The following is an 18,977-nucleotide window of genomic DNA, read 5'->3' as shown; positions in this document are numbered from 1 at the left end:
GAGATGTCGAGTGACAACAGATGGGCGTTTGTTGCGTTCCGGCGAGTGCGGGCGTCGAAACGACGCAGACGATCAACGCGCAATCGCGCTGAGATTTATTGTCGCACCGCTGCGAGCGAGCTGATCACGTCGTTCGTGGTCACGATGCGGGCAAATTCACCGTTCAGGTTCGACAGCGTCATCGCGTGGATGGATTCGGCCGAGTGCGTGTCGCCGTCGGGGCCAACGCGATCGAATGTCCAGGTCGCGTCGCGCACGAGGGCCGCTTCGAAGCCGAGATTGCCGGCCATGCGCGTCGTCGTTTCGACGCAATGATTGGTGGTGGCGCCGCAGATCACGAGCGTGGCGATGTCGCTCGCGCGCAGGCGCTTCTCGAGGTCGGTGCCGATGAAGGCGCTGTTGACGCGCTTGACGATCACAGGCTCGCCGGCTTGCTCGCGCGCCTCGTCCTTGACGGCGTAGCCGGTGCGTGAGGGCAAAAACGTCGAGTTCGGCTTGGTGCCTCGGTGGCGGATGTGGAAGATCGGCGCGCCGCTGGCCCTGAACGCCGCGAGCAGATCAACAATGCGCGCCACCGCATCCGGATTGTTGCGCCGCTTGCCCGCTGCCTCCCATTCGTCGAATGCGCGCTGGACGTCGACGACGATGAGGGCGGGGAGGAGATGAGGCATGGCGTGCGGATTCCGGAGCTTGTTTGCCGGGTCAAATATGTCGGGCGATCGGGAAAGAGCACAATGCCAATCTTCCCTCGTTTCGCGACGCTTCTCGTGCCCCGGACGCAGCGCAGCGTCTCTTCGACGGTGCGCTGCAGAGCCGGGGCCCATGTTTCCACGAGGACTCTTTGCAGCCTGGGTCCCGGCTCTGCGGAGCAGCGCTACGCGCTGCACCGCGTCCGGGACACGAGAGTGGATTGCGCGGGCAGCGCCCCCTCATGGATGCGGATCGGGAAAGCCATGCCGCTCGGACAGGGCAGCGAGAATAGCGTCTTTCTCGGCGATGCCGCTACTTGAACGGATCCTGGATCGACGGCGAGGACTGCCTGATGCGGCGCACGCTCACTGGCTTGCCGTCGGAGACGAACAGCAGCTCATATTTGCGGCCCTCGTTGTCGGTGGCAGAGCAGGTGACGTCGTTGACCTTCTTCGCAGCGAAATTGCCGGTCTGGCGGCAGGTGCCGGTGGAGGTCTGCTCCGCCGGCACCGGCAGGCCGTCGACCTTCGGCCGGGTCTTGGAGTTGAGCAGCATGCGGTCGATCGGCAGCTCATAGGAATTGTCGTCGGCCCGCTTCCCGTTCTCGCCGGAGAACGACACGACGTGGTTCTCGTCGGAGGGATCGTCGACGGCGACCGCGAAATTGACCCGGCCCTTGTCGTCATGGGCGAATGCCACGGTCTTGCAGGCAAAGGCGCGCCCGGCAACCCTGAGCGTTTTGCAATGGCCCGACATCAGCGCCAGCATGTCGATGAAATTATTCAGCCGGATCGGCGGATTGTTCACCGGGATCGTGCTGGAAGATCCGGCAAAACAAGGGCTTGCGAGGGAGAGGAGGAGTGCAGCCAGAACCGGCCGGCTGAGGCGCATCGTCAGGATCATGTGCCAGGGGGCCACGGACGGGCGAAAGTTCCGCCCAATCACCATCGAATCGCAAATTGGTTGCGATCCCGTTTGCACCGCCAAGCGTTCGATAAAGCCCGTCTGGAATACCACCGCGCCACCCATCGGCGATTCGCCCCAATCGCTCCAACCCGTCCCGGCAGGCACTTGCCGCCAGGCCGGTGTTTTTTTCGTGGCAGAACTAGGCCGTCGCCGCCTGCCAGCGCCTATCGCGCAAGGACGGCCGGCGATGCAGGCGGGCGCCGAGCAGGCTGCGGGCACGCGGCAGCTCGCCGCTGCGCATCAGGGCGACAAGGAAAGTGTCCTCGATCAGCTCGCGCTGGGCATGGCTGCCGCCGATGCGCACGACCTCAGTGAGGACAGGCGCGAGCTCGCGCACGCAAACCGCGTAATTCTCGTCCGCGAACGCCGCGAGCGCGCGGCAGATCGCCGGCACCACGGGGCCGGCGGGCAGCTTGCCATCGGCAAGGCGTTGCTCGATCACGCCAAGGCGCGCGGAAAGCGCCTCACGATTTTGCGTCGCGGCCGCGAACAGCGCCATATGAACGTCGGCGAAGGGCAGGCTCGATTTCGGGAAGAGTTTTTGAGCCGTGGCGTCGGCCTCGACCCAGAGCGCCCTTGGCACGGCGTGGCCGTAGGCCGACAGGCGCCAGAGCAGCGAGGCGCCGTCGGTGATGACGTTGAGCGGCGGCGCCTGCGTGGCGGAGGGCTGCAGCACGTCGTCATAGATTTTGAGCGCGCGGGCCGCATCGCCGTGCTCCAGCGCGCCGAGCGCCTGATGCCAGAGGATATGGCCGTGCAGGATGCCGGCGCGGTCGTAAGTCGGAAGCCATTCGTCGACGAGACGGTCGGCCGCCTCGATCGAGCCGTCCTCGAACATCGCATGCAACACGGCATGTGCGGCGTGGGCGTTCGCGCGGCGCAAATTGAAGCCGCGCTCGGTGACGGCGCGGCCGCGGGCGACGTCGCCATTCTCGGTCATCGCCCAGCCGGACATGGTGAGAAACCACCAGTCCTCGCCATAGTGATGCGCGACGCGTTCGCAGAGCTCATGCCGCGCGCGATCGTGATCGGCCATGCCGGAGAAGGCGAACAGGCCGAACGCGCCAAGCGGCAGCGACAGCACCACGGCATCGCGCGGCCAGCTCTCGACATGCTTGAACATCGCGGCGATCGCGTCGGGCCCGCGTCCCTCGATAGCGAGCGCCAGCGTCTCGACATGCGAGCGCTCGCGCTCCGTGCCGCGTCTGGCCACAAGCTCGCGCGCCAGCGATGCCTTCTGCCGTGCAAGATCGCCCTGCTGGTAGAACGCATGCACGCGGGCGCGGGCGATGTGGGCCAGCGCAAAATCCGGATCGGCGGCGATCGCGCGCTCCAGCGTCTCCGTCGTGCCAGTCCAGCCGGCGAGCATAAGATCGATGCCTTCACGATAGGCGCTTGCTGCCTCGTGCGAGGTGGTGGAGAGCGGCAGTCCGCAGCGGTCTTCAAGCGCCATCGTTGTCTCCGGAGTTCAAGCCGTCCGCGCGCGGCGTCCCTCGATCGGATAGGCGGGGTCGTTGTAGCCCGGCGTCGATGGATGGCCCGGCACGACCAGGCGGTCGATCAGCGCTTCATCCTCCGCAGTGAAGCTGTAGTCGAGCGCGCTTATGTATCCGTCCCACTGCTCCTCGGTGCGCGGGCCTGCGACGATCGACGAGACGAAGGCGGAGTTGAGCACCCAGGCCACCGCGAACTGGCCGGCGGTGATGCCGTTCTTCTCGGCGTGGCCCTTTATCTCCTGCGCGAGCTGGAGCGATTCCGGCCGCCATTCGGTCTGCATCATGCGGGTGTCGTTGCGGCCCGCGCGCGTTTCCTTGTCGGGGGCTGCGTCCGGCTTATACTTGCCGGTGAGCACGCCGCGCGCCAGCGGGCTATAGGGCACGATGCCGAGGCCGTAATAGGCGCAGGCCGGAAAGTGCTCGACCTCGGGCATGCGGTTCATCGCGTTGTAATAGGGTTGGCTCGCCACCGGACGGTCGATGCCGAGCCGGTCGCAGATGTTGCAAATCTCGGCGACGCGCCAGGCGCGGTAGTTGGAGACGCCGAAGTAGCGGATTTTGCCGGCGCGGATCAAATCGCCCATCGCGCGCACCGTCTCCTCCAGCGGCGTCGCGTGGTCTTCCTTGTGCAGATAGTAGATGTCGATGTGGTCGGTGCCGAGCCGCTTCAGGCTCTCGTCGGCGGCCTGCAACACCCAGCGCCGCGACAGCCCGACGCGATTGGGATCGTTGCCCGTCCCAGTGTTCATGGGATTCGCGAGCTTCGTCGCAAGCACCCAGGCGTGACGGTTGTTGCCGATCGCGCGGCCCACGACCTCCTCGGAGCCGCCCTTCGAATAGGCGTCCGCGGTGTCGATGAAGTTGATGCCGGCTTCATGGGCCTTGGCAATGATCCGCGTTGATGCCGCTTCATCCGTTGGCCCGCCGAACATCATGGTGCCCAGGCAGATCGGCGACACTTTCAGGCCGGAGCGGCCGAGCTGGCGGTATTGCATGGGGCTGTCCTTGCTGCTTTTTGTGGCGTCAGCATATCCGCCTCACTCCGTCATTGCGAGCGCAGCGAAGCAATCCAGAGATGCGTCGGCGGAGAGATTTCTGGATTGCGTCGCTGCGCTCGCAATGACGCGGAGAGGGCGGTGGCGGCCTGACGGCGCAGGACTACACCGGCCCCTTCAAAATCTTGAACACACCGTTCGCCATCACGATGCAGCGGTCGTCGACGCTCACCTCGGTGCTCATGAAGATCAGGCTGCGCGTCGCGCGCACCACGCGGGGGCGGGAGATCAGGATGTCGCCGATCTTGCCCGCTTCCACGAAATGCGTGTCGAGCTGCACCGTCGCCATGTACTCCTTGCCGGAGACGTAGCGGGCGGTCATGCCGCATGTGCGGTCCGCGAAGGTCATCATCACGCCGCCCTGGACCATGCCGCGGCGGTTGTGGTGCTTGTCTTCGGTGGCGATTGCGAATTCGTATTGGCCGTCGACCTTGCGTTCCCACAACGGGCCGACCAGGTGCATGAAGCCCGTGGTCTCCAGGATGGTCCAGCCGTCCGATTTGAGTTTTGCGGCGGTCCTGCTGGTCATCGCTCCGTCCATCCTTGCAACGCTTGATCTCTCCTCGTTTCATCGAGCGCGGTCCTGGTGTAGTCAAGCATCATGAGAGCTTTCGGCGATGCCACCAGACGGAATATCGCAGACGCCTGCGCGGCATTCGCGCGGCTGCCCGATGCGGCCGAGCCCTCGGCGCTGAAGCGCGCCGCTGTGGTGCTGGCGCTGACCGCATCCAATGACGGCGACGACACCGCGTTTCTGCTGACCAGGCGCGCATCGAGCTTGCGTGCGCATCGCGGCCAGTGGGCGTTGCCGGGCGGACGCTGCGATGCCGGCGAGACGCCGGTCGAGGCGGCGCTGCGCGAGCTCGACGAGGAGCTCGCGCTCAAGCTTCCGGTCGACGCCGTGCTCGGTCTGCTCGACGACTATCCGACGCGCTCCGGCTATCTGATCACGCCGGTCGTGGTCTGGGCTGCCGAGAGCAATGCGATCACGCCGAACCCGGACGAGGTCGCCTCCGTCCATCGCATCTCGCTCGACACGATCGAGCGCGATGATGCCTTCGATTTCACGGATATCGCCGAAAGCAGCCGTCGCGTGATCCGCTTCCATCACCAGATGAGCCTGATCCATGCGCCGACAGCGGCGCTGATCTACCAGTTCCGCGAGGTACTCGCGGGGCGGCAGACCCGCGTCGGCGACCTGGAACAGCCGGTGTTCGCCTGGAAGTGACGCAAGCAACAAAAAGAGGTAAACGGCGCGTTAACGTGACGGTTACCGGATGCCTGCTAAAAGGGCAGCATGCATCATTCGATTCGAAAACAACTGGCGCTGGTTCCACTGGCGTTTGTCCTGCTCGTCTCCGCCGCGCGTGGCGGCGAGTCCGATGCGCTGCCGCCCGCCGTCAGCAATGCCAACGCCCAGCTTCTGTCGCAGTTTTTTGCGCAAAGCGGGGGCGGCGCGTCGCCGGCGGTGCTCGAATATCGCCGCAAGCTGGCCGAGTATCAGCAGATCCGCGGCGCCTTCGATGCCGAGGCCGGCGCCTATTGGGGCCAGGTCACGGAAAAGCGCCGCGGCCGCAATGCCAAGCGGCGCGGCGGGCAGCAGATCACGCTCGACGATTACGTGCTGGACCAGCCGCCGGTCTATACCGGGCCGAAGCGGCCGGTGAACCCCGAGCCCGAGGAAACGCCGGAGCGCCCCACGCGCAAGCCGCTTCCAGTGGCCTCCGATCTCTTGCGCGCCGCACAGGATCTCTATCAATTCACGCCGCAGCGTCCGACCAACGAGGTCGAGTTCAAGCGCGCCTATGCGCGCTACGCGCTCTCCTCCGGGCTCACGCGCGAGCAGGCAGTGCGGGTCTATTCGTTCGAGACCGGCGGCACCGGCAATTTTGACGTGCAGGCGGGCATCGAGCACGGCGGCAAGCGCGCGATCTCGACCGCGATGGGCTACAACCAGCTGCTCACCACCAACAGCGTCGAGCTGCTGGCCGAGCAGGGCCATGAGTTCATCCGTGCGCTCTCCGACAAGGTGGCGCGCAGCTCAGGGCCGGCGCGCCAGTCGCTCGAGCACAAGCTCGGCGTTCTGAAGAAGATGGTGGCGCATGCGAAATCGGTGCCTGACACCTGGTCGGAGCATGAGAAGATCGGCGACACCGCGCAGGGTTGGGCCATGCATGCGATGGTGCTGGACATCGACATCGGGCCGATGCTGCAGACCCACAAGCTCTTGACCTCGGTGCTGTTCGCACGCGCCAAGGGCTACACCCGTCCGCTCACTGCCGCCGAGCTCGAGATGATGAACCTCACCGGCGACGGTACCGGCCTCGACATGGTGACCATGCCGCAGGCGATGCGCGAGCAGGTGCCGACATCAAACTTCTTCCAGCGCGGCGGCTACGAGCGCAATCCGGTCGCGATCCGCCACAACACGGTGGCGAAGCTGCTCGCGGTGACGGATGCGCGGATGGACAGCAACAGCAACAATTCCGGCGCGCGGGAGCTGACGGCGGCGTTTTGATTCAATTGCTGTCATGCCCCGGCTTGACCGGGGCATCCAGTACGCCGCCGCTTCTCCGTATCCCATCGCTGTCTCTGGAATACTGGATCGCCCGGTCAAGCCGGGCGATGACATCGGATATGTGGCCCGCCCTACCGATCCGACCCGAACTTGAACCTGCCGTCGCCCTCGAGATACTGCCCGCTGCGCATGTAGAGCTGGCCGTTCTGGCCGATGAAGAACAGCGTGCCTTTGGGCACCTTCCTGGCGCCCTTCAGCAGCTCGCCGGCATTGCTGGTGCCCATCTTGTAGGAAAACGTCTTGCCTTCCTTGTCATAGGCATATCCGGTGTCCGGCTTGAGCTCCCACGGCGTCGTCGCGTTCTGTGCGCATGCGGGGGCGGCGAGCGCGCCCAGCGCGGCTGCAATTGCAAATGTCTTGATTGAAAATGCCATCATCCATCCTCCCCGTCGTTGAGGTGCCCTGCTTGAACAAATCACGAACGACGTTTCCGCGTCAATCCGCGATGACGCCGCAGCGCATCACGTCTTGCCCAGCAGTTTGTGATTTTCCCTTCGTCCCCTCGCGACTATGTTCCGCTTTCAGTCTAGAACGCAACACGACAAAGATATTGGTGGGGATGATTCGAATGCGCCATGTCATTAAATTTTGCTGGATTGCCGGGGTGTCGCTGACGGCGCTCGCGCCGGCCGCCTGGGCCGATGATTACCAGCTCAGCCACAACCAGCGGATTTCGTGCAGCCGCGGCCTTGCGCCGGGCAAGCTCAACACCGCGACCTGCAAGTCCTACACCTATCTCTTCAATACCAAGACCTCGGAATATTTCCGCTGTCAGGTCTCGCTGGCGCTGACCCGCGACAACAAGGAAGTCATCAACGTCCAGACCGATGGCGGCTGCACCAAGAAGCCGCGCATCTTCGAGACCGACGGGCACTATGATTTCGACGCGACCGAGACCGAGCCGCCGAACACCAACTCGTTCTTCGGCCCCGGCGGCTACTCGATCTGGGCCGCCGACATGGCCGCGCAGAAGATCCGCGGCTGCATCACCATCTCCTCCGGCCTCGGCTCCGACATCTCCAAGTGCCTGGACATGACCTTTCAGTAACGGCTCTCGAATGACGGCGAGCCGCGGTCCAATGACCCGGCTGCGCCATGTCGCCGCACCTGCCGAGTTCCCTGAAAAATCAAGGCGAATCGGCCGTTTACCGCAGTCCTGTTTTGCCTTTTGGATGGGTTGACCCGCTCCCCTCATCCGGCCAATTTCGCCGCCGGTTTGGGGAGTGAAACAACCATGAAACGGACGATTTTCGGCGTGGCCGCGGCTCTTGCTCTGGCGGCGTCGGCACCTTGCGCGCATGCGCAATCCTTCATCAACGTGCTGACCGGCGGCACCTCCGGCGTCTACTATCCGCTCGGCGTCGCGATCGGGAAGATCTACGGCGACAAGATTCCGAACGTGAAGACGCAGGTGCAGGCCACCAAGGCGTCGGTCGAGAACCTGATCCTGCTGCAGCAGGGTCGCGGCGAGCTGGCGTTCACGCTGGGCGACTCGCTGAAGGCCGCCTGGGAAGGCGACGAGGAAGCCGGCTTCAAGACCAAGCTGGACAAGCTGCGCACCATCGGCGCGATTTATCCGAACTACATCCAGATCGTCGCGACCGCCGAGAGCGGCATCAAGACGCTCGCCGACCTCAAGGGCAAGAGCCTGTCGGTCGGCGCGCCCAAATCGGGCACCGAGCTGAACTCGCGCGCCATCCTTTCGGCCGCCGGCATGACCTACAAGGATCTCGGCAAGGTCGAATACCTGCCGTTCGCCGAATCCGTCGACCTCATGAAGAACCGCCAGCTCGGTGCGACGCTGCAATCGGCCGGCCTCGGCGTCGCCTCGCTGAAGGATCTCTCGAGCTCGAGCGCGATCAGTGTGGTGGCCGTGCCGAAGGAGACCGTCGACAAGATCGGCCCGCCCTTCATCTCGACGATCATTCCCGCCAACACCTATACCGGGCAGGACAAGGACGTCCCGACCGCGGCCGTGGTGAACTATCTCGTCACCAGTTCAGCCGTGTCCGACGACCTTGCCTATCAAATGACAAAGCTGGTCTACGAGTCGCTGCCCGAGCTTGCCAACGCGCACGCGGCCGGCAAGGAGATCAAGCTCGAGACGGCCGCCACCGGCAGCCCGATCCCGCTGCATCCCGGCGCGATCCGCTATTACAAGGAAAAAGGGCTGATCAAGTAAGGCGCGCCTTCTCCGTCGACGTCTTGCCCGGGCTTGTCCCGGGCATCCACGTTCTAGGATGAGCTTTAAGCCGTGGATGGCCGGGACGAGCCCGGCCATGACGGTCCGGGTGGATCGTGTTGCTGCTATAGATTGAATGGGCTTGGACTGGGGCGATTTGTAATGCTGGAAAAGGCGGAGAGCTCCGCGGAGCCGATCAAGGTCGAGTTCGACAATTTCGAGCACGGTTTTCCGGAAGGCTTTGGCCCGGGCTGGTGGGGCACGCTCGCCTACTGGATCGGCATCGCGTTCGCGACCTTCCAGCTCTATGTTGCCGCCTTCAACTATCTGCCGAGCCAGGTGGTGCGCGGCGTCCATGTCGGCTTCCTTGTCCTGCTCACGTTCGGCCTGATCGCCAACTTCACCGCGAAGAGCAGTCTTGGCCGCGCGCTCGGCTGGGTGATCGGCGGTGCCGGTTTCTTTTGCGGGCTCTATCAGTGGATCTTCTATGCCGACCTGATCGCGCGCGACGGCGATCCGACCAGGCTTGACCTCGCCGTCGGCACGCTGCTCGCGGTGCTGATCTTCGAGGGCACCCGGCGCCTGATGGGCGCGGCGCTGCCGCTGATGTGCGGCGCGTGTCTCGTCTACTGGTTCTTCGGGCAATATCTGCCGTCGCCGCTGAACCATCGCGGCTATGATTTCGACCAGATCATCACGCATCTCGCCTACGGCACCGAAGGCTTTTACGGCGTGCCGATCTATGTGTCGGCGACCTACATCTTCCTGTTCATCCTGTTCGGCTCGTTCCTGGAGCGCGCCGGCATGATCCAGCTGTTCACCGACGTCTCGCTCGGCCTGTTCGGCCGCACCCGCGGCGGCCCTGCGAAAGTCGCGGTGTTTGCCTCGGGGATGATGGGCACGATCTCGGGCTCGGGCGTCGCCAACGTCGTCACCGTCGGCCAGTTCACGATTCCGCTGATGATCAGGTTCGGCTATCGCCGCGCATTTGCGGCGGGCGTCGAGGCCACGGCCTCGATGGGCGGGCAGATCATGCCGCCGGTGATGGGCGCGGTCGCCTTCATCATGGCGGAGACGCTCGGCGTCCAGTATTCGGAGATCGTCAAGGCCGCCGCCATCCCTGCGGTGCTCTACTTCGCCTCGGCCTTCTGGATGGTGCATCTCGAAGCCGGCAAGCACGGCCTCGTCGGCATGAAGCGCTCGGAAACTCCCAGTGCCTGGAACGCACTGGTCAAGGGCTGGTACCTCGTGCTGCCGCTCGCGGCCCTGGTCTACATGCTGTTCGAGGGCTTCACGCCGCTCTATGCAGGCAGCATGGGCCTCGCGCTGACGGTCGGGTTGATCCTCGGGACCAGCATCGCGGCCGGTGCCTCCTCCATGCTGATCCGCACCATCTTCTGGATCGGTCTTGCGCTCGTCGTCGCCGCGCTGTCGCACGACGGGTTGAAGATCGTGCGGGTCGGCTGCGTCGTCGTCGCGCTGATCGTGATCACGGCTTTCATCCGTGGCGGGATGGCGGCACTGCGCTCCTGCCGTGACTCGCTTGCGGAGAGCGCAAAATCCGCCATCACCGTCGGCATGGCCTGCGCCATCGTCGGCGTCATCATCGGCATGATGTCCCAGACCGGCGTCGGTACCATCTTCGGCGGCTGGGTGATCGGGCTCGGCGAGAAGAGCCTGTTCCTGGCGCTGATCATGACCATGCTGCTGTCGATCCTGCTCGGCACCGGCATCCCGACGATCCCGACCTACATCATCACGGCTGCGCTCGCAGCGCCCGCGCTGGCGAAACTCGGCGTGCCGCTGATCGCGAGCCACATGTTCGCGTTCTATTACGGCATCATGGCCGATCTCTCGCCGCCGGTGGCGCTGGCCGCACTGGCGGCAGCGCCGATCGCGAAGGAGAACCCGGACAAGATCGGTTGGGAAGCGATGCGCATCGCGCTCGCCGGCTACGTCATCCCCTTCATCTTCGTCTATTCGCCGGCCTTGATGCTGCAGGCCGGCGATCCCATGGCCGCGAAGCTCGGCTTCTACGGCGCGGTCGCGCTCGCGAGCTTCAAGGCGCTGGTGGCGATCGCGCTGTTTGGTATGGTCGCAATCGGCTTCCTGTTCACGCGACTGACGCTACTCGAGCGTCTGGTGGCGCTCGGCGCCGCGCTGTGCCTGCTCGGCGATTTTCCGTTCAGCGACACCGCGGGCTTCGTTCTCTCGGCGGCGCTGGTGCTGTGGCAATGGCGGCAGCGTCCGCCGGCCGTGGTCGAGGCGGTGTGAGCCTCTGCCTCGCAACAGCCGGCGGCGTGAAGGCGCTGGCGCTGTCCGCGTTCACGCTTGCATGGACGCATTCGATCGCGAAGGTCGAGTGGCAAGAAGACTGGCGCGTCACGCCTGCAGGCCTCGAACTGATGCAGGCCCGCGTCAAGGGCACCGGCCCCGGCATGGAGCCGCCGCCGGAAGCGCGGCTCGTCGACGGCTGGTTTCAGTGGAGGCCTGCGCGCGCGCCGATGCCGGAGGTCGTGCTCGGCAATTCGGGCGCTGCCGGCGAATGGCGGCTATGCCATGACGGGACGTGCCGGACGCTTTCCGAGATTGTCGGCCATCCCGTCGGTGCTAACGTCACCAGGATGAGCATCTGCGACGAACAGCAGAGATAAGGAGACACGCGATGGACCGGCTCAAGGGCAAGGTTGCGATGGTGGTGGGGGCCGGCTCGATCGGGCCCGGCTGGGGCAACGGCAAGGCGACGGCGGTGACCTTTGCGCGCGAGGGCGCGCAGGTGTTTTGCGTCGACCGCAACGGCGCGGCCGCCGAGGAGACCGCCAAGATCATCACCGGCGAGGGCGGCAAGGCGACCGCGTTCACCGCGGACGTGTCGCGGCCTGCCGAGATCGAGGCGATGGTCGCGGCGTGCCTCAAGGCCTATGGCCGCATCGACGTGCTCGACAACAATGTCGGCATCGCCGAGATGGGCAGCGTGGTCGAGGTGACCGAGGAGAGCTGGGACCGCGTCTTCAGCATCAACCTCAAGAGCGCCTATTTCGCCATGAAGCACGTCATTCCCGTCATGGTGACGCAGGGCGGCGGCTCGATCATCAACATCTCCTCGATCGCCTCGATCCGCCACATGGGCATCTCCTACGTCACCTACGGCGCCTCCAAGGCCGCGATGAACCAGATGACGCGCACCACCGCGATCGAGTTCGCGCGGCACCATGTGCGGGTGAATGCGATCCTGCCCGGCCTGATGAAGACGCCGATGGTGGAGCATTCCGCCGGCCTCGCCAACAGCTACGCCAAGGGCGATGTGGAAGCAATGTGGCGCGCCCGCGATGCGCAAGTGCCGATGGGCCACATGGGCGACGCCTTCGATGTCGCCAACGCCGCGCTGTTCCTGGCGTCGGACGAGTCGAAATATGTGACGGGGATCGAGCTCGTGGTCGACGGCGGGATCACCTGCAAGGCGGGGGCGTAAGCATCGCCTCAAACTCCCTGTCGTCCCGGGGCGCGCACAGCGCGAGCCCGGGATCCATAACCACAGGGAGTGGTTTGACGCGCAGCAGGCAACTCCGAGTCTTCACAAAGCGATTGCTGCGGCGTATGGGTCCCGGATCTGCGCTACGCTTGTCCGGGACGACAGTGGTGTTTGCGGATCTATCCCCCCGCACTCAACTCCGCCCGATCCAGCTCCTCCTCGAGCCGGTGAAACGCGTCGTCGCCGATCACCTCGGTGGCGCGCAGGCTGAAGATCGATTTGCGCGCGGCCTCGATGGCGCGGCGGCGTAAGGGATCGGCGGGCAATTCGCCGTTGGCGATGCCGCCGTGCGGATCGTCGTCGGCCTGCATCAGGATGGCGCGGTATTCGAGCCGCAGGATTTCGGCCTCCTCCGACGGATCGTCCTCGATTGCATCGAGCGCGGCGCGATAGGCGATCGCGCGGGCGCGCGCGACCTCGATGCCAACGGGATCGTCATCCTTGAGGCCGAAAGCGAGGATCAGCGGCCGCAGCGTCAGGCCCTGGATCACCAGCGAGCCCAGCACGACCGCGAAGGCGATGAAGACGATGAAGTCGCGATAAGGAAAATTCTCCGGCAGCGCGAAGGCGGTCGCGAGCGTGACCAGGCCGCGCATGCCGCACCAGGAGATGATGAGGCCGCCCTTGGGCGAAGCGACCTGCTTCGGATCCTTGGGGTGATAGATGCCATGAGCGATCAGCACGCGCAGGGTCGTGCGATAGAATGTAATCCAGAGCAGCCGGACCAGAATGACCGTGAGCAGGATCCACGCCGCAGCCACGCAATATTCCCAGCGCACGTCCGCGTTCAGCTTGGTCCAGATCGGCCGCATCTGCATGCCGATCAGCATGAAGGCGAGCACGTTGAGCACGAACACCGTGGTCTCCCACACCGCGTAGGACGGCACGCGCAGCCGCGCCGGCATGCGCGCCGGCGCCGTCTGCGCGATCGTGATGGCGTAGACGACGATGGTGAGGATGCCGGAGAGGCCGAGATGCTCGGCGGCGATCCAGATCATGAAGGTGGTGGCGAACTGCACGATGATCGCGCTCGGCACTTCCCTGACGCGCTCCATGATGGGCGGGATGATGCGCCCCGCAAGAAGGCCGGCCAGCACGCTGCCGACCAGCGCCAGCGCCATGGTCGGCGCGACCTCGCTCCACGTCAGATGCTCGGTGACGACCGCGCCGACAGCGATGCGGTAGATCAGCAGCGCGCTGGCATCGTTGAGCAGGCTCTCGCCCTCCAGCACCTTCATCATGCGGTAGGGCAGCTTGACCTGGCTCAGGATCGCGACCGCCGCTGCCGCATCCGGCGGCGCCACGATCGCGCCAAGCGCCACCGCGGCGGCCCAGGGCATGTCAGGAAAGAGCCGGTGCGCGACAATGGCGACGCCGACCGTGGTCAGGCCGACCGCGGCCACAACCAGGGTCGAGACCGGAACCCAGTTGTTGCGGAGATCGCGCAAGGAAGTATCGAAGGCGGCGTCCAGCAGCACCGGTGCGACAAAAAGCGCCAGCGCCAGGTCCGGCTGCAGCGCCCAGGTCGGGCTGTTCGGCTCGAAAGCGATCAGCGCGCCGCCGACGGCGAGAAAGGTCGGGTAGGGGACCTTGATCCGCCGCGCCAGCGCCGATAATGCAACGGCGCCGAGCAGGAGCGCGATGATCCATTCGAATGTCGACACGACGATCCCCGAAACCGATGTGAGCGGCGCCACAAGCTAGCACCAATCCGGCCGTATGATGGATAGTACGGCCTCATGGCAAGACTTTCCGACTGCAGCGAGCATGCGCTTTCAAAAGCTTCTTCAATTGTCCGGAGCCGTGGCGCTCTCAACGCTTTCGCTCGGTGCCGCTTGGGCCGCGACCGGGGGCGAGCCGGCCGCCACCGCGCAGATCGACGTCGCGGCATGCCTGTCCGCAACCGCGGCCAATGACATGGACAAAGCGGGCCCGGCCTGCGCCGCCGTCATCGACAACGAGAAGACGGCAAAACCCGATCTGATCAAGGCCCTGATCGCGCGCGGCGCGCTGCTGGCGCGGCATGACCAGATCGACCGGGCCATCGCCGACGATAGCCGCGCGTTGTTGCTCGATCCCACGCTCCCCGACGTCTTCAATGCGCGCGGTGAGCTCTGGCTGAAGAAGGGCGACAAGCCCAAGGCGGTGCAGGATTTTGGTGCGGCGCTCCGGATCGATCCCAACCACGAAAAAGCCAAGGCCAATCACCAGGCGATCGCGCGTGAGCTCGAGCGGATCGGCGCGCAGATGGCGGTCGCCGGCAAGCCCAGCTTCAATTGCGCAGGCGCGCGCCGCCCGGTCGAGAAGGCAATCTGCGCAAACCGCGAGCTCGCCGACCTCGACCGCGAGGTCTATGCAGCCAATGCGCGCGTGCTGCGCGAGGCGCACGACACGGGCGAGGCAAGGAAATTCCAGCGCGAGCAGGATGATTTCATCGCGCGTCGCAATGCCGGATTTGGCCGGCCGGGGTATGATTTGAAGAAGGCCATGCAGGATCGGCTGCAGCGGCTGAACGGGGTGGACGGATACTAGCCGGCATTTGAACCCTATCCCCGGCCGCCGCGACAATGGTGAACACCTGATGTTACGGAGCCTTCCTCATGTGCGGCACGCGTTCTCCCGCGCAAACATCCAAAATCCCGCTGCGCGCGCTTCTGCTAGGCGCTGCGATGAGCCTGGTTCTCGTTGGCCCAGCCTCAGCCGGCGTCGATTGCGTGGCCGGCAGCAAGGCCGCCCCAGCCGAGCTGATCCCGGCATGCAGCGCCATCATCGACCAGGCCGCAAATCCAAATCCCGAGCGCGTCGCGGCGCTGCTGGTTCGGGCCGATGCCAATGCGCGGACCTCCGGCGGTCTGACGCAGGCGCTGCGGGATATCGACCGCGCCATCGCGCTCGACGGCAAGAACGCCCGCGCCTGGCGCCTGCGCGGCGACCTGTTGCGCGAGGCGGGTGGCGATCTCAACCGCGCCACGTCCGATCTCAGCAAGGCGATCGAGCTCGATCCGCAGGATGCCGAAGCCTATGAGCTGCGCGGCGTGGCCTATACCAATCAGCGCCGGCTCGACCGGGCGCTTGCCGATTACGACCAGGCAATCAAGCTGAAGCCGGATTATGCGCAGGCCTGGTCCGACCGCGGCGCAACCTATTATCTCAACGGCGACAACGACAGGGCGGTGAGCGATCTTAGCGAGGCCTTGCTGCTCGATCCGAACCGGGCGCGCAGCTACACCAATCGCGGTGCGGCCTACAAGAAGCTCGGCCAGCTCGACAGGTCGATCGCCGACGACAGCGAGGCGATCAGGCTCGATCCGAAGGTGCCGGAACATTACGACAATCGCGGGCTCTCCTATGCCGCGATGAAGGACTACGACAAGGCGATCGCCGATTACGACCAGGCGCTGCGGCTGGCACCGCGGCCGAATTTCTTCACCAACCGTGGTGATTCCTACCAGTTCAAGGGCGAGTTCGGCGCGGCGCTCAGCGACTACAACGACGCTCTGAAGCTCGATCCGAATTTCGCCAAGACCTACAACAACCGCGCCGTGCTCTATACCAAGATGGGCGACCGCAAGAAGGCGCTGGCCGATTACGAGACGGCGCTGCGGCTCGACCCCGGCAACACCAACGCCGCGGACGGCCGCCGCACCATGATGGCGGAGATCGAGAAGTTCGGCGCCGGGTCACCGCAGCCGTTGGCTGCGAATTCCGGCAACGGCCCGTCATTCGATTGCGCGGATGCGAAACGCGAGGTGGAGAAGGTGATCTGCGCCGATCCGCAGCTTGGCATGCTCGACCGCCAGCTCGCCGAGGCATATGAGCGCGTGCTGAAGTCGATGAGCCGGCGCTCGGCCGCTGATCTGCGCAAATCCCAGCATGATTTCCTCGCCACCCGCGACGCCAGCTTCCGCCCCGGCTACGATTTGAAGAAGGTCATGCTGGACCGGTTGCAGCGGCTGAATGCGATGGAGGGCTAGGAAGGGGGCGACGTCCATCCTTTTCAGCTTGAACCGCGGCCCGTTCCCGGGAAAATACCCCTCAAGCAAGGCCGGCACTTGATCCCTGTCATGGCGGGACTGACATCCCGCGGTCAGGTCGAGGCGAGGCCAATAAAGGGAACGGGAGCGCGGGAATGAATGTCCGAGGAAACGCCGGCGGAAACAGCCTTTATCACGAGGTCCATGCGCGCTCGCTGGCCGATCCCGAGGGCTTTTGGGCCGAGGCGGCGAAGGAAATCGACTGGATCGAGCCGCCGAAGACAATCTTCGACCCCGCGCAAGGCGTCTACGGCCGCTGGTTCAGCGGCGGCGTCGTCAACACCTGCTACAACGCGCTCGACCGCCACGTCGAACGCGGCCGCGCCGAGCAGGTCGCGCTGATCCACGATTCGCCGCTGACCAATTCGGTCACCAGATTCACCTATGCCGAGCTGCTGGCCGAGGTGCAGGCACTCGCCGCCATCATGCAGGATTTTGGCGTCGCCAAGGGTGACCGCGTCATCCTCTATATGCCGATGGTGCCAGAGGCCGTGGTCGCGATGCTCGCCTGCGCGCGCATCGGTGCGGTGCATTCAGTGGTGTTCGGCGGCTTTGCCGCAAAAGAGCTTGCGACCCGCATCGACGATGCGCAGCCAAAACTCATTCTCTCCGCAAGCTGCGGCGTCGAGCCGGGCCGCATCGTGCAGTACAAGCCGCTGCTCGACGAGGCGATCAAGCTCGCGTCTGCGAAGCCCAAGGCCTGCATCGTGCTGCAGCGTCCGCAGCTGATCTGCGATCTCACGCCAAAGCGCGACTATGACTGGGCGAGCCTGCGCCGCAAGGCGATGAACGACGGCAAGAAGGCGCCTTGCGTGCCCGTTGCCGCCACCGATCCGCTCTACATTCTCTATACGTCAGGCACGACCGGTATCCCCAAGGGCGTCGTGCGCGACAATGGCGGGCATCTGGTCGCAGTGAAATGGTCGATGTTCAACCTCTATGGCGTCAAGCCGGGCGAGGTCTGGTGGTGCGGCTCCGACATCGGCTGGGTGGTCGGCCACAGCTACATCATCTACGGCCCGCTGCTGCACGGCGCGACCTCGATCATGTATGAGGGCAAGCCCGTCGGCACGCCCGACGCCGGTGCGTTCTGGCGCGTGATCAGCCAGCACAACGCGGTTGCCTTCTTCACCGCGCCGACTGCGTTCCGCGCGATCCGGAAGGAGGATCCGGAAGGCAAGTTCATCCGGCAATACGATCTGTCGAAATTCCGCACGCTGTTCCTCGCGGGCGAGCGTGCCGATCCGCCGACAGTGGAATGGGCGGAGCAGCAGCTGAAGGTGCCTGTCATCGACCATTGGTGGCAGACCGAGACCGGCTGGTGCATTGCCGGCAATCCGGTGGGGCTGGGCCAGCTGCCGGTGAAGCACGGCTCGCCGACGGTGCCGATGCCGGGCTATCAGGTCGATGTCGTCGACGACGCAGCAAAACCCGTCGGTCCCAACACCATGGGCTCGATCGTCATCAAGCTGCCGATGCCGCCGGGTTGCCTGCCGACACTGTGGAATCAGGATGCGCGCTTCAAGGAAGCCTACCTCAGCGAATTCCCCGGCTACTACAAGACCTCGGATGCCGGCTACAAGGATGAGGACGGCTATGTCTTCGTCATGGGCCGCACCGACGACATCATCAATGTCGCCGGCCACAGGCTCTCCACCGGCGGCATGGAGGAGATTCTGGCTTCGCATCCGGATGTCGCGGAATGCGCCGTGCTCGGCGTCAAGGACGCGATCAAGGGCGAGGTGCCTTGCGGCTTCCTGGTGCTGAAAGCCGGCGTGAAGCGCCCGCCCGCCGAGATCGAGAACGAGATCGTAGCACTTGTGCGCGACCGGCTCGGCCCCGTCGCCGCCTTCAAGCTCGCCATCACTGTCGCCCGCCTGCCCAAGACACGCTCGGGCAAGATCTTGCGCGGCACCATCAAGAAGATCGCCGACGGCGAGGTGTGGGCCATGCCCGCCACGATTGAGGACCCCAAGGTGCTTGACGAGATCGGGGAGGCGCTGAAGGGGCGGGTGTGAGCGTGCTGTGACTTATATTCTCCGTATTCCGCGCTAAACAGGGCCGGCCAACAGGGGACCTCGTATGCCACTCGCCACCGCACCGCGCCTGCTTGCAGCCGTCCTGCTCGCCATCGCTCTCTCCGCCTGCTCGGCGCGTTACCAGACGCCGACGGCGATGGGCGGTGATGACGATGATGCGGTGTGCCAGAGCCGCGGTTATGCCGTGGGCTCGCCGGAATATGTGGCCTGCCGCAAGGACCGCGACGTGCAGCGCAGTGCCGCCACCTCACGCGCAGATCGTCGCCAGCGTGATCTCGGCGAATACATGCTGAACCATCCCGATCGACCGTAAGGCGGAATTCAGCCGAGCGTGCGCTCCATCCGATCTACGAACGAAGCCACAAAACAAAAACGCGGCGGGTGGCCCCGCCGCGTTTGAATAGC

The 18,977-nt window shown here is 65.0% G+C and carries 18 protein-coding genes; 11 read left to right on the top strand and 7 right to left on the bottom strand.

Going from position 1 to position 18,977, the window contains the following annotated elements; translation table 11 throughout:
- Window positions 1–95: 95 nt before the first annotated feature.
- The 5 genes from ABID59_RS29300 to ABID59_RS29280 form a co-directional block, all read right to left on the bottom strand.
- Complete coding sequence (locus ABID59_RS29300) at window positions 96–671, bottom strand: cysteine hydrolase family protein (protein ID WP_354085657.1); 576 nt, start codon at window positions 669–671, stop codon at window positions 96–98.
- A 331-nt stretch (window positions 672–1,002) separates the two neighbouring features.
- A complete protein-coding gene (locus ABID59_RS29295; RefSeq protein ID WP_148749990.1) occupies window positions 1,003–1,581 on the bottom strand; it encodes a hypothetical protein in 579 nt (192 codons plus the stop codon).
- Between the two features lie 214 nt (window positions 1,582–1,795).
- Entirely contained in the window at window positions 1,796–3,109 is a 1,314-nt protein-coding gene (locus ABID59_RS29290; RefSeq protein ID WP_354085656.1) for a tetratricopeptide repeat protein, read from the bottom strand.
- 15 nt (window positions 3,110–3,124) lie between these two features.
- A complete protein-coding gene (locus ABID59_RS29285) occupies window positions 3,125–4,147 on the bottom strand; it encodes an aldo/keto reductase (RefSeq protein ID WP_148749934.1) in 1,023 nt (340 codons plus the stop codon).
- Window positions 4,148–4,310: 163 nt separating this feature from the next.
- Window positions 4,311–4,736: a PaaI family thioesterase gene (locus ABID59_RS29280; protein WP_354032498.1), complete on the bottom strand. Its 426-nt coding sequence runs from the start codon at window positions 4,734–4,736 to the stop codon at window positions 4,311–4,313.
- Window positions 4,737–4,808: 72 nt separating this feature from the next.
- Between ABID59_RS29280 and ABID59_RS29275 the strand changes: the two genes are divergently transcribed.
- Together ABID59_RS29275 and ABID59_RS29270 are read left to right on the top strand one after the other, a co-directional pair.
- On the top strand, window positions 4,809–5,435 hold the full coding sequence (locus ABID59_RS29275; protein WP_187434698.1) for an NUDIX hydrolase: 627 nt from the start codon (window positions 4,809–4,811) through the stop codon (window positions 5,433–5,435).
- A 69-nt stretch (window positions 5,436–5,504) separates the two neighbouring features.
- Window positions 5,505–6,725, top strand: a complete 1,221-nt coding sequence (locus ABID59_RS29270; RefSeq protein WP_354032497.1) for a hypothetical protein — start codon at window positions 5,505–5,507, stop codon at window positions 6,723–6,725.
- A 131-nt stretch (window positions 6,726–6,856) separates the two neighbouring features.
- Here the strand turns inward: ABID59_RS29270 and ABID59_RS29265 are convergent, their stop codons facing one another.
- Entirely contained in the window at window positions 6,857–7,159 is a 303-nt protein-coding gene (locus tag ABID59_RS29265) for a hypothetical protein (RefSeq protein WP_354085700.1), read from the bottom strand.
- Window positions 7,160–7,353: 194 nt separating this feature from the next.
- Between ABID59_RS29265 and ABID59_RS29260 the strand changes: the two genes are divergently transcribed.
- From ABID59_RS29260 to ABID59_RS29240, 5 genes are all read left to right on the top strand, one after another.
- Window positions 7,354–7,833 (top strand): hypothetical protein, encoded by a 480-nt coding sequence (locus ABID59_RS29260; protein WP_354032496.1) that lies wholly within the window; start codon window positions 7,354–7,356, stop codon window positions 7,831–7,833.
- A gap of 186 nt (window positions 7,834–8,019) precedes the next feature.
- Window positions 8,020–8,967, top strand: a complete 948-nt coding sequence (locus ABID59_RS29255) for a TAXI family TRAP transporter solute-binding subunit (protein ID WP_354032495.1) — start codon at window positions 8,020–8,022, stop codon at window positions 8,965–8,967.
- 162 nt (window positions 8,968–9,129) lie between these two features.
- Complete coding sequence (locus tag ABID59_RS29250; RefSeq protein WP_354085655.1) at window positions 9,130–11,241, top strand: TRAP transporter permease; 2,112 nt, start codon at window positions 9,130–9,132, stop codon at window positions 11,239–11,241.
- Entirely contained in the window at window positions 11,202–11,621 is a 420-nt protein-coding gene (locus ABID59_RS29245; protein ID WP_354085654.1) for a DUF1850 domain-containing protein, read from the top strand. The genes ABID59_RS29250 and ABID59_RS29245 overlap by 40 nt, the downstream gene beginning before the upstream one ends.
- An 11-nt stretch (window positions 11,622–11,632) precedes the next feature.
- Window positions 11,633–12,439: an SDR family NAD(P)-dependent oxidoreductase gene (locus ABID59_RS29240; protein WP_354085653.1), complete on the top strand. Its 807-nt coding sequence runs from the start codon at window positions 11,633–11,635 to the stop codon at window positions 12,437–12,439.
- Between the two features lie 179 nt (window positions 12,440–12,618).
- Here the strand turns inward: ABID59_RS29240 and ABID59_RS29235 are convergent, their stop codons facing one another.
- Window positions 12,619–14,196 carry a cation:proton antiporter gene (locus ABID59_RS29235; RefSeq protein ID WP_354085652.1) on the bottom strand — a complete coding sequence of 526 codons (1,578 nt, stop codon included), beginning with the start codon at window positions 14,194–14,196 and terminating at the stop codon, window positions 12,619–12,621.
- Between the two features lie 70 nt (window positions 14,197–14,266).
- Here ABID59_RS29235 and ABID59_RS29230 point away from each other — a divergent pair, with 70 nt between their 5' ends.
- The 4 genes from ABID59_RS29230 (at window position 14,267) to ABID59_RS29215 (ending at window position 18,885) form a co-directional block, all read left to right on the top strand.
- Window positions 14,267–15,031, top strand: coding sequence for a tetratricopeptide repeat protein (locus ABID59_RS29230; RefSeq protein WP_354085651.1), 765 nt, complete (start codon window positions 14,267–14,269; stop codon window positions 15,029–15,031).
- Between the two features lie 68 nt (window positions 15,032–15,099).
- Window positions 15,100–16,473, top strand: a complete 1,374-nt coding sequence (locus tag ABID59_RS29225; RefSeq protein WP_354085650.1) for a tetratricopeptide repeat protein — start codon at window positions 15,100–15,102, stop codon at window positions 16,471–16,473.
- 155 nt (window positions 16,474–16,628) lie between these two features.
- A complete protein-coding gene (locus ABID59_RS29220) occupies window positions 16,629–18,551 on the top strand; it encodes a propionyl-CoA synthetase (protein WP_148749944.1) in 1,923 nt (640 codons plus the stop codon).
- Between the two features lie 64 nt (window positions 18,552–18,615).
- A complete protein-coding gene (locus ABID59_RS29215) occupies window positions 18,616–18,885 on the top strand; it encodes a hypothetical protein (RefSeq protein WP_148749945.1) in 270 nt (89 codons plus the stop codon).
- The last annotated feature ends 92 nt before the right edge of the window (window positions 18,886–18,977 follow it).

The organism is Bradyrhizobium sp. S3.3.6 (genome assembly GCF_040546905.1).
GTDB classification, from domain to species: domain Bacteria; phylum Pseudomonadota; class Alphaproteobacteria; order Rhizobiales; family Xanthobacteraceae; genus Bradyrhizobium; species Bradyrhizobium cytisi.
Note: the sequence above shows the minus strand (reverse complement) of the source record. Positions and strands in the feature narration are given on the sequence as shown.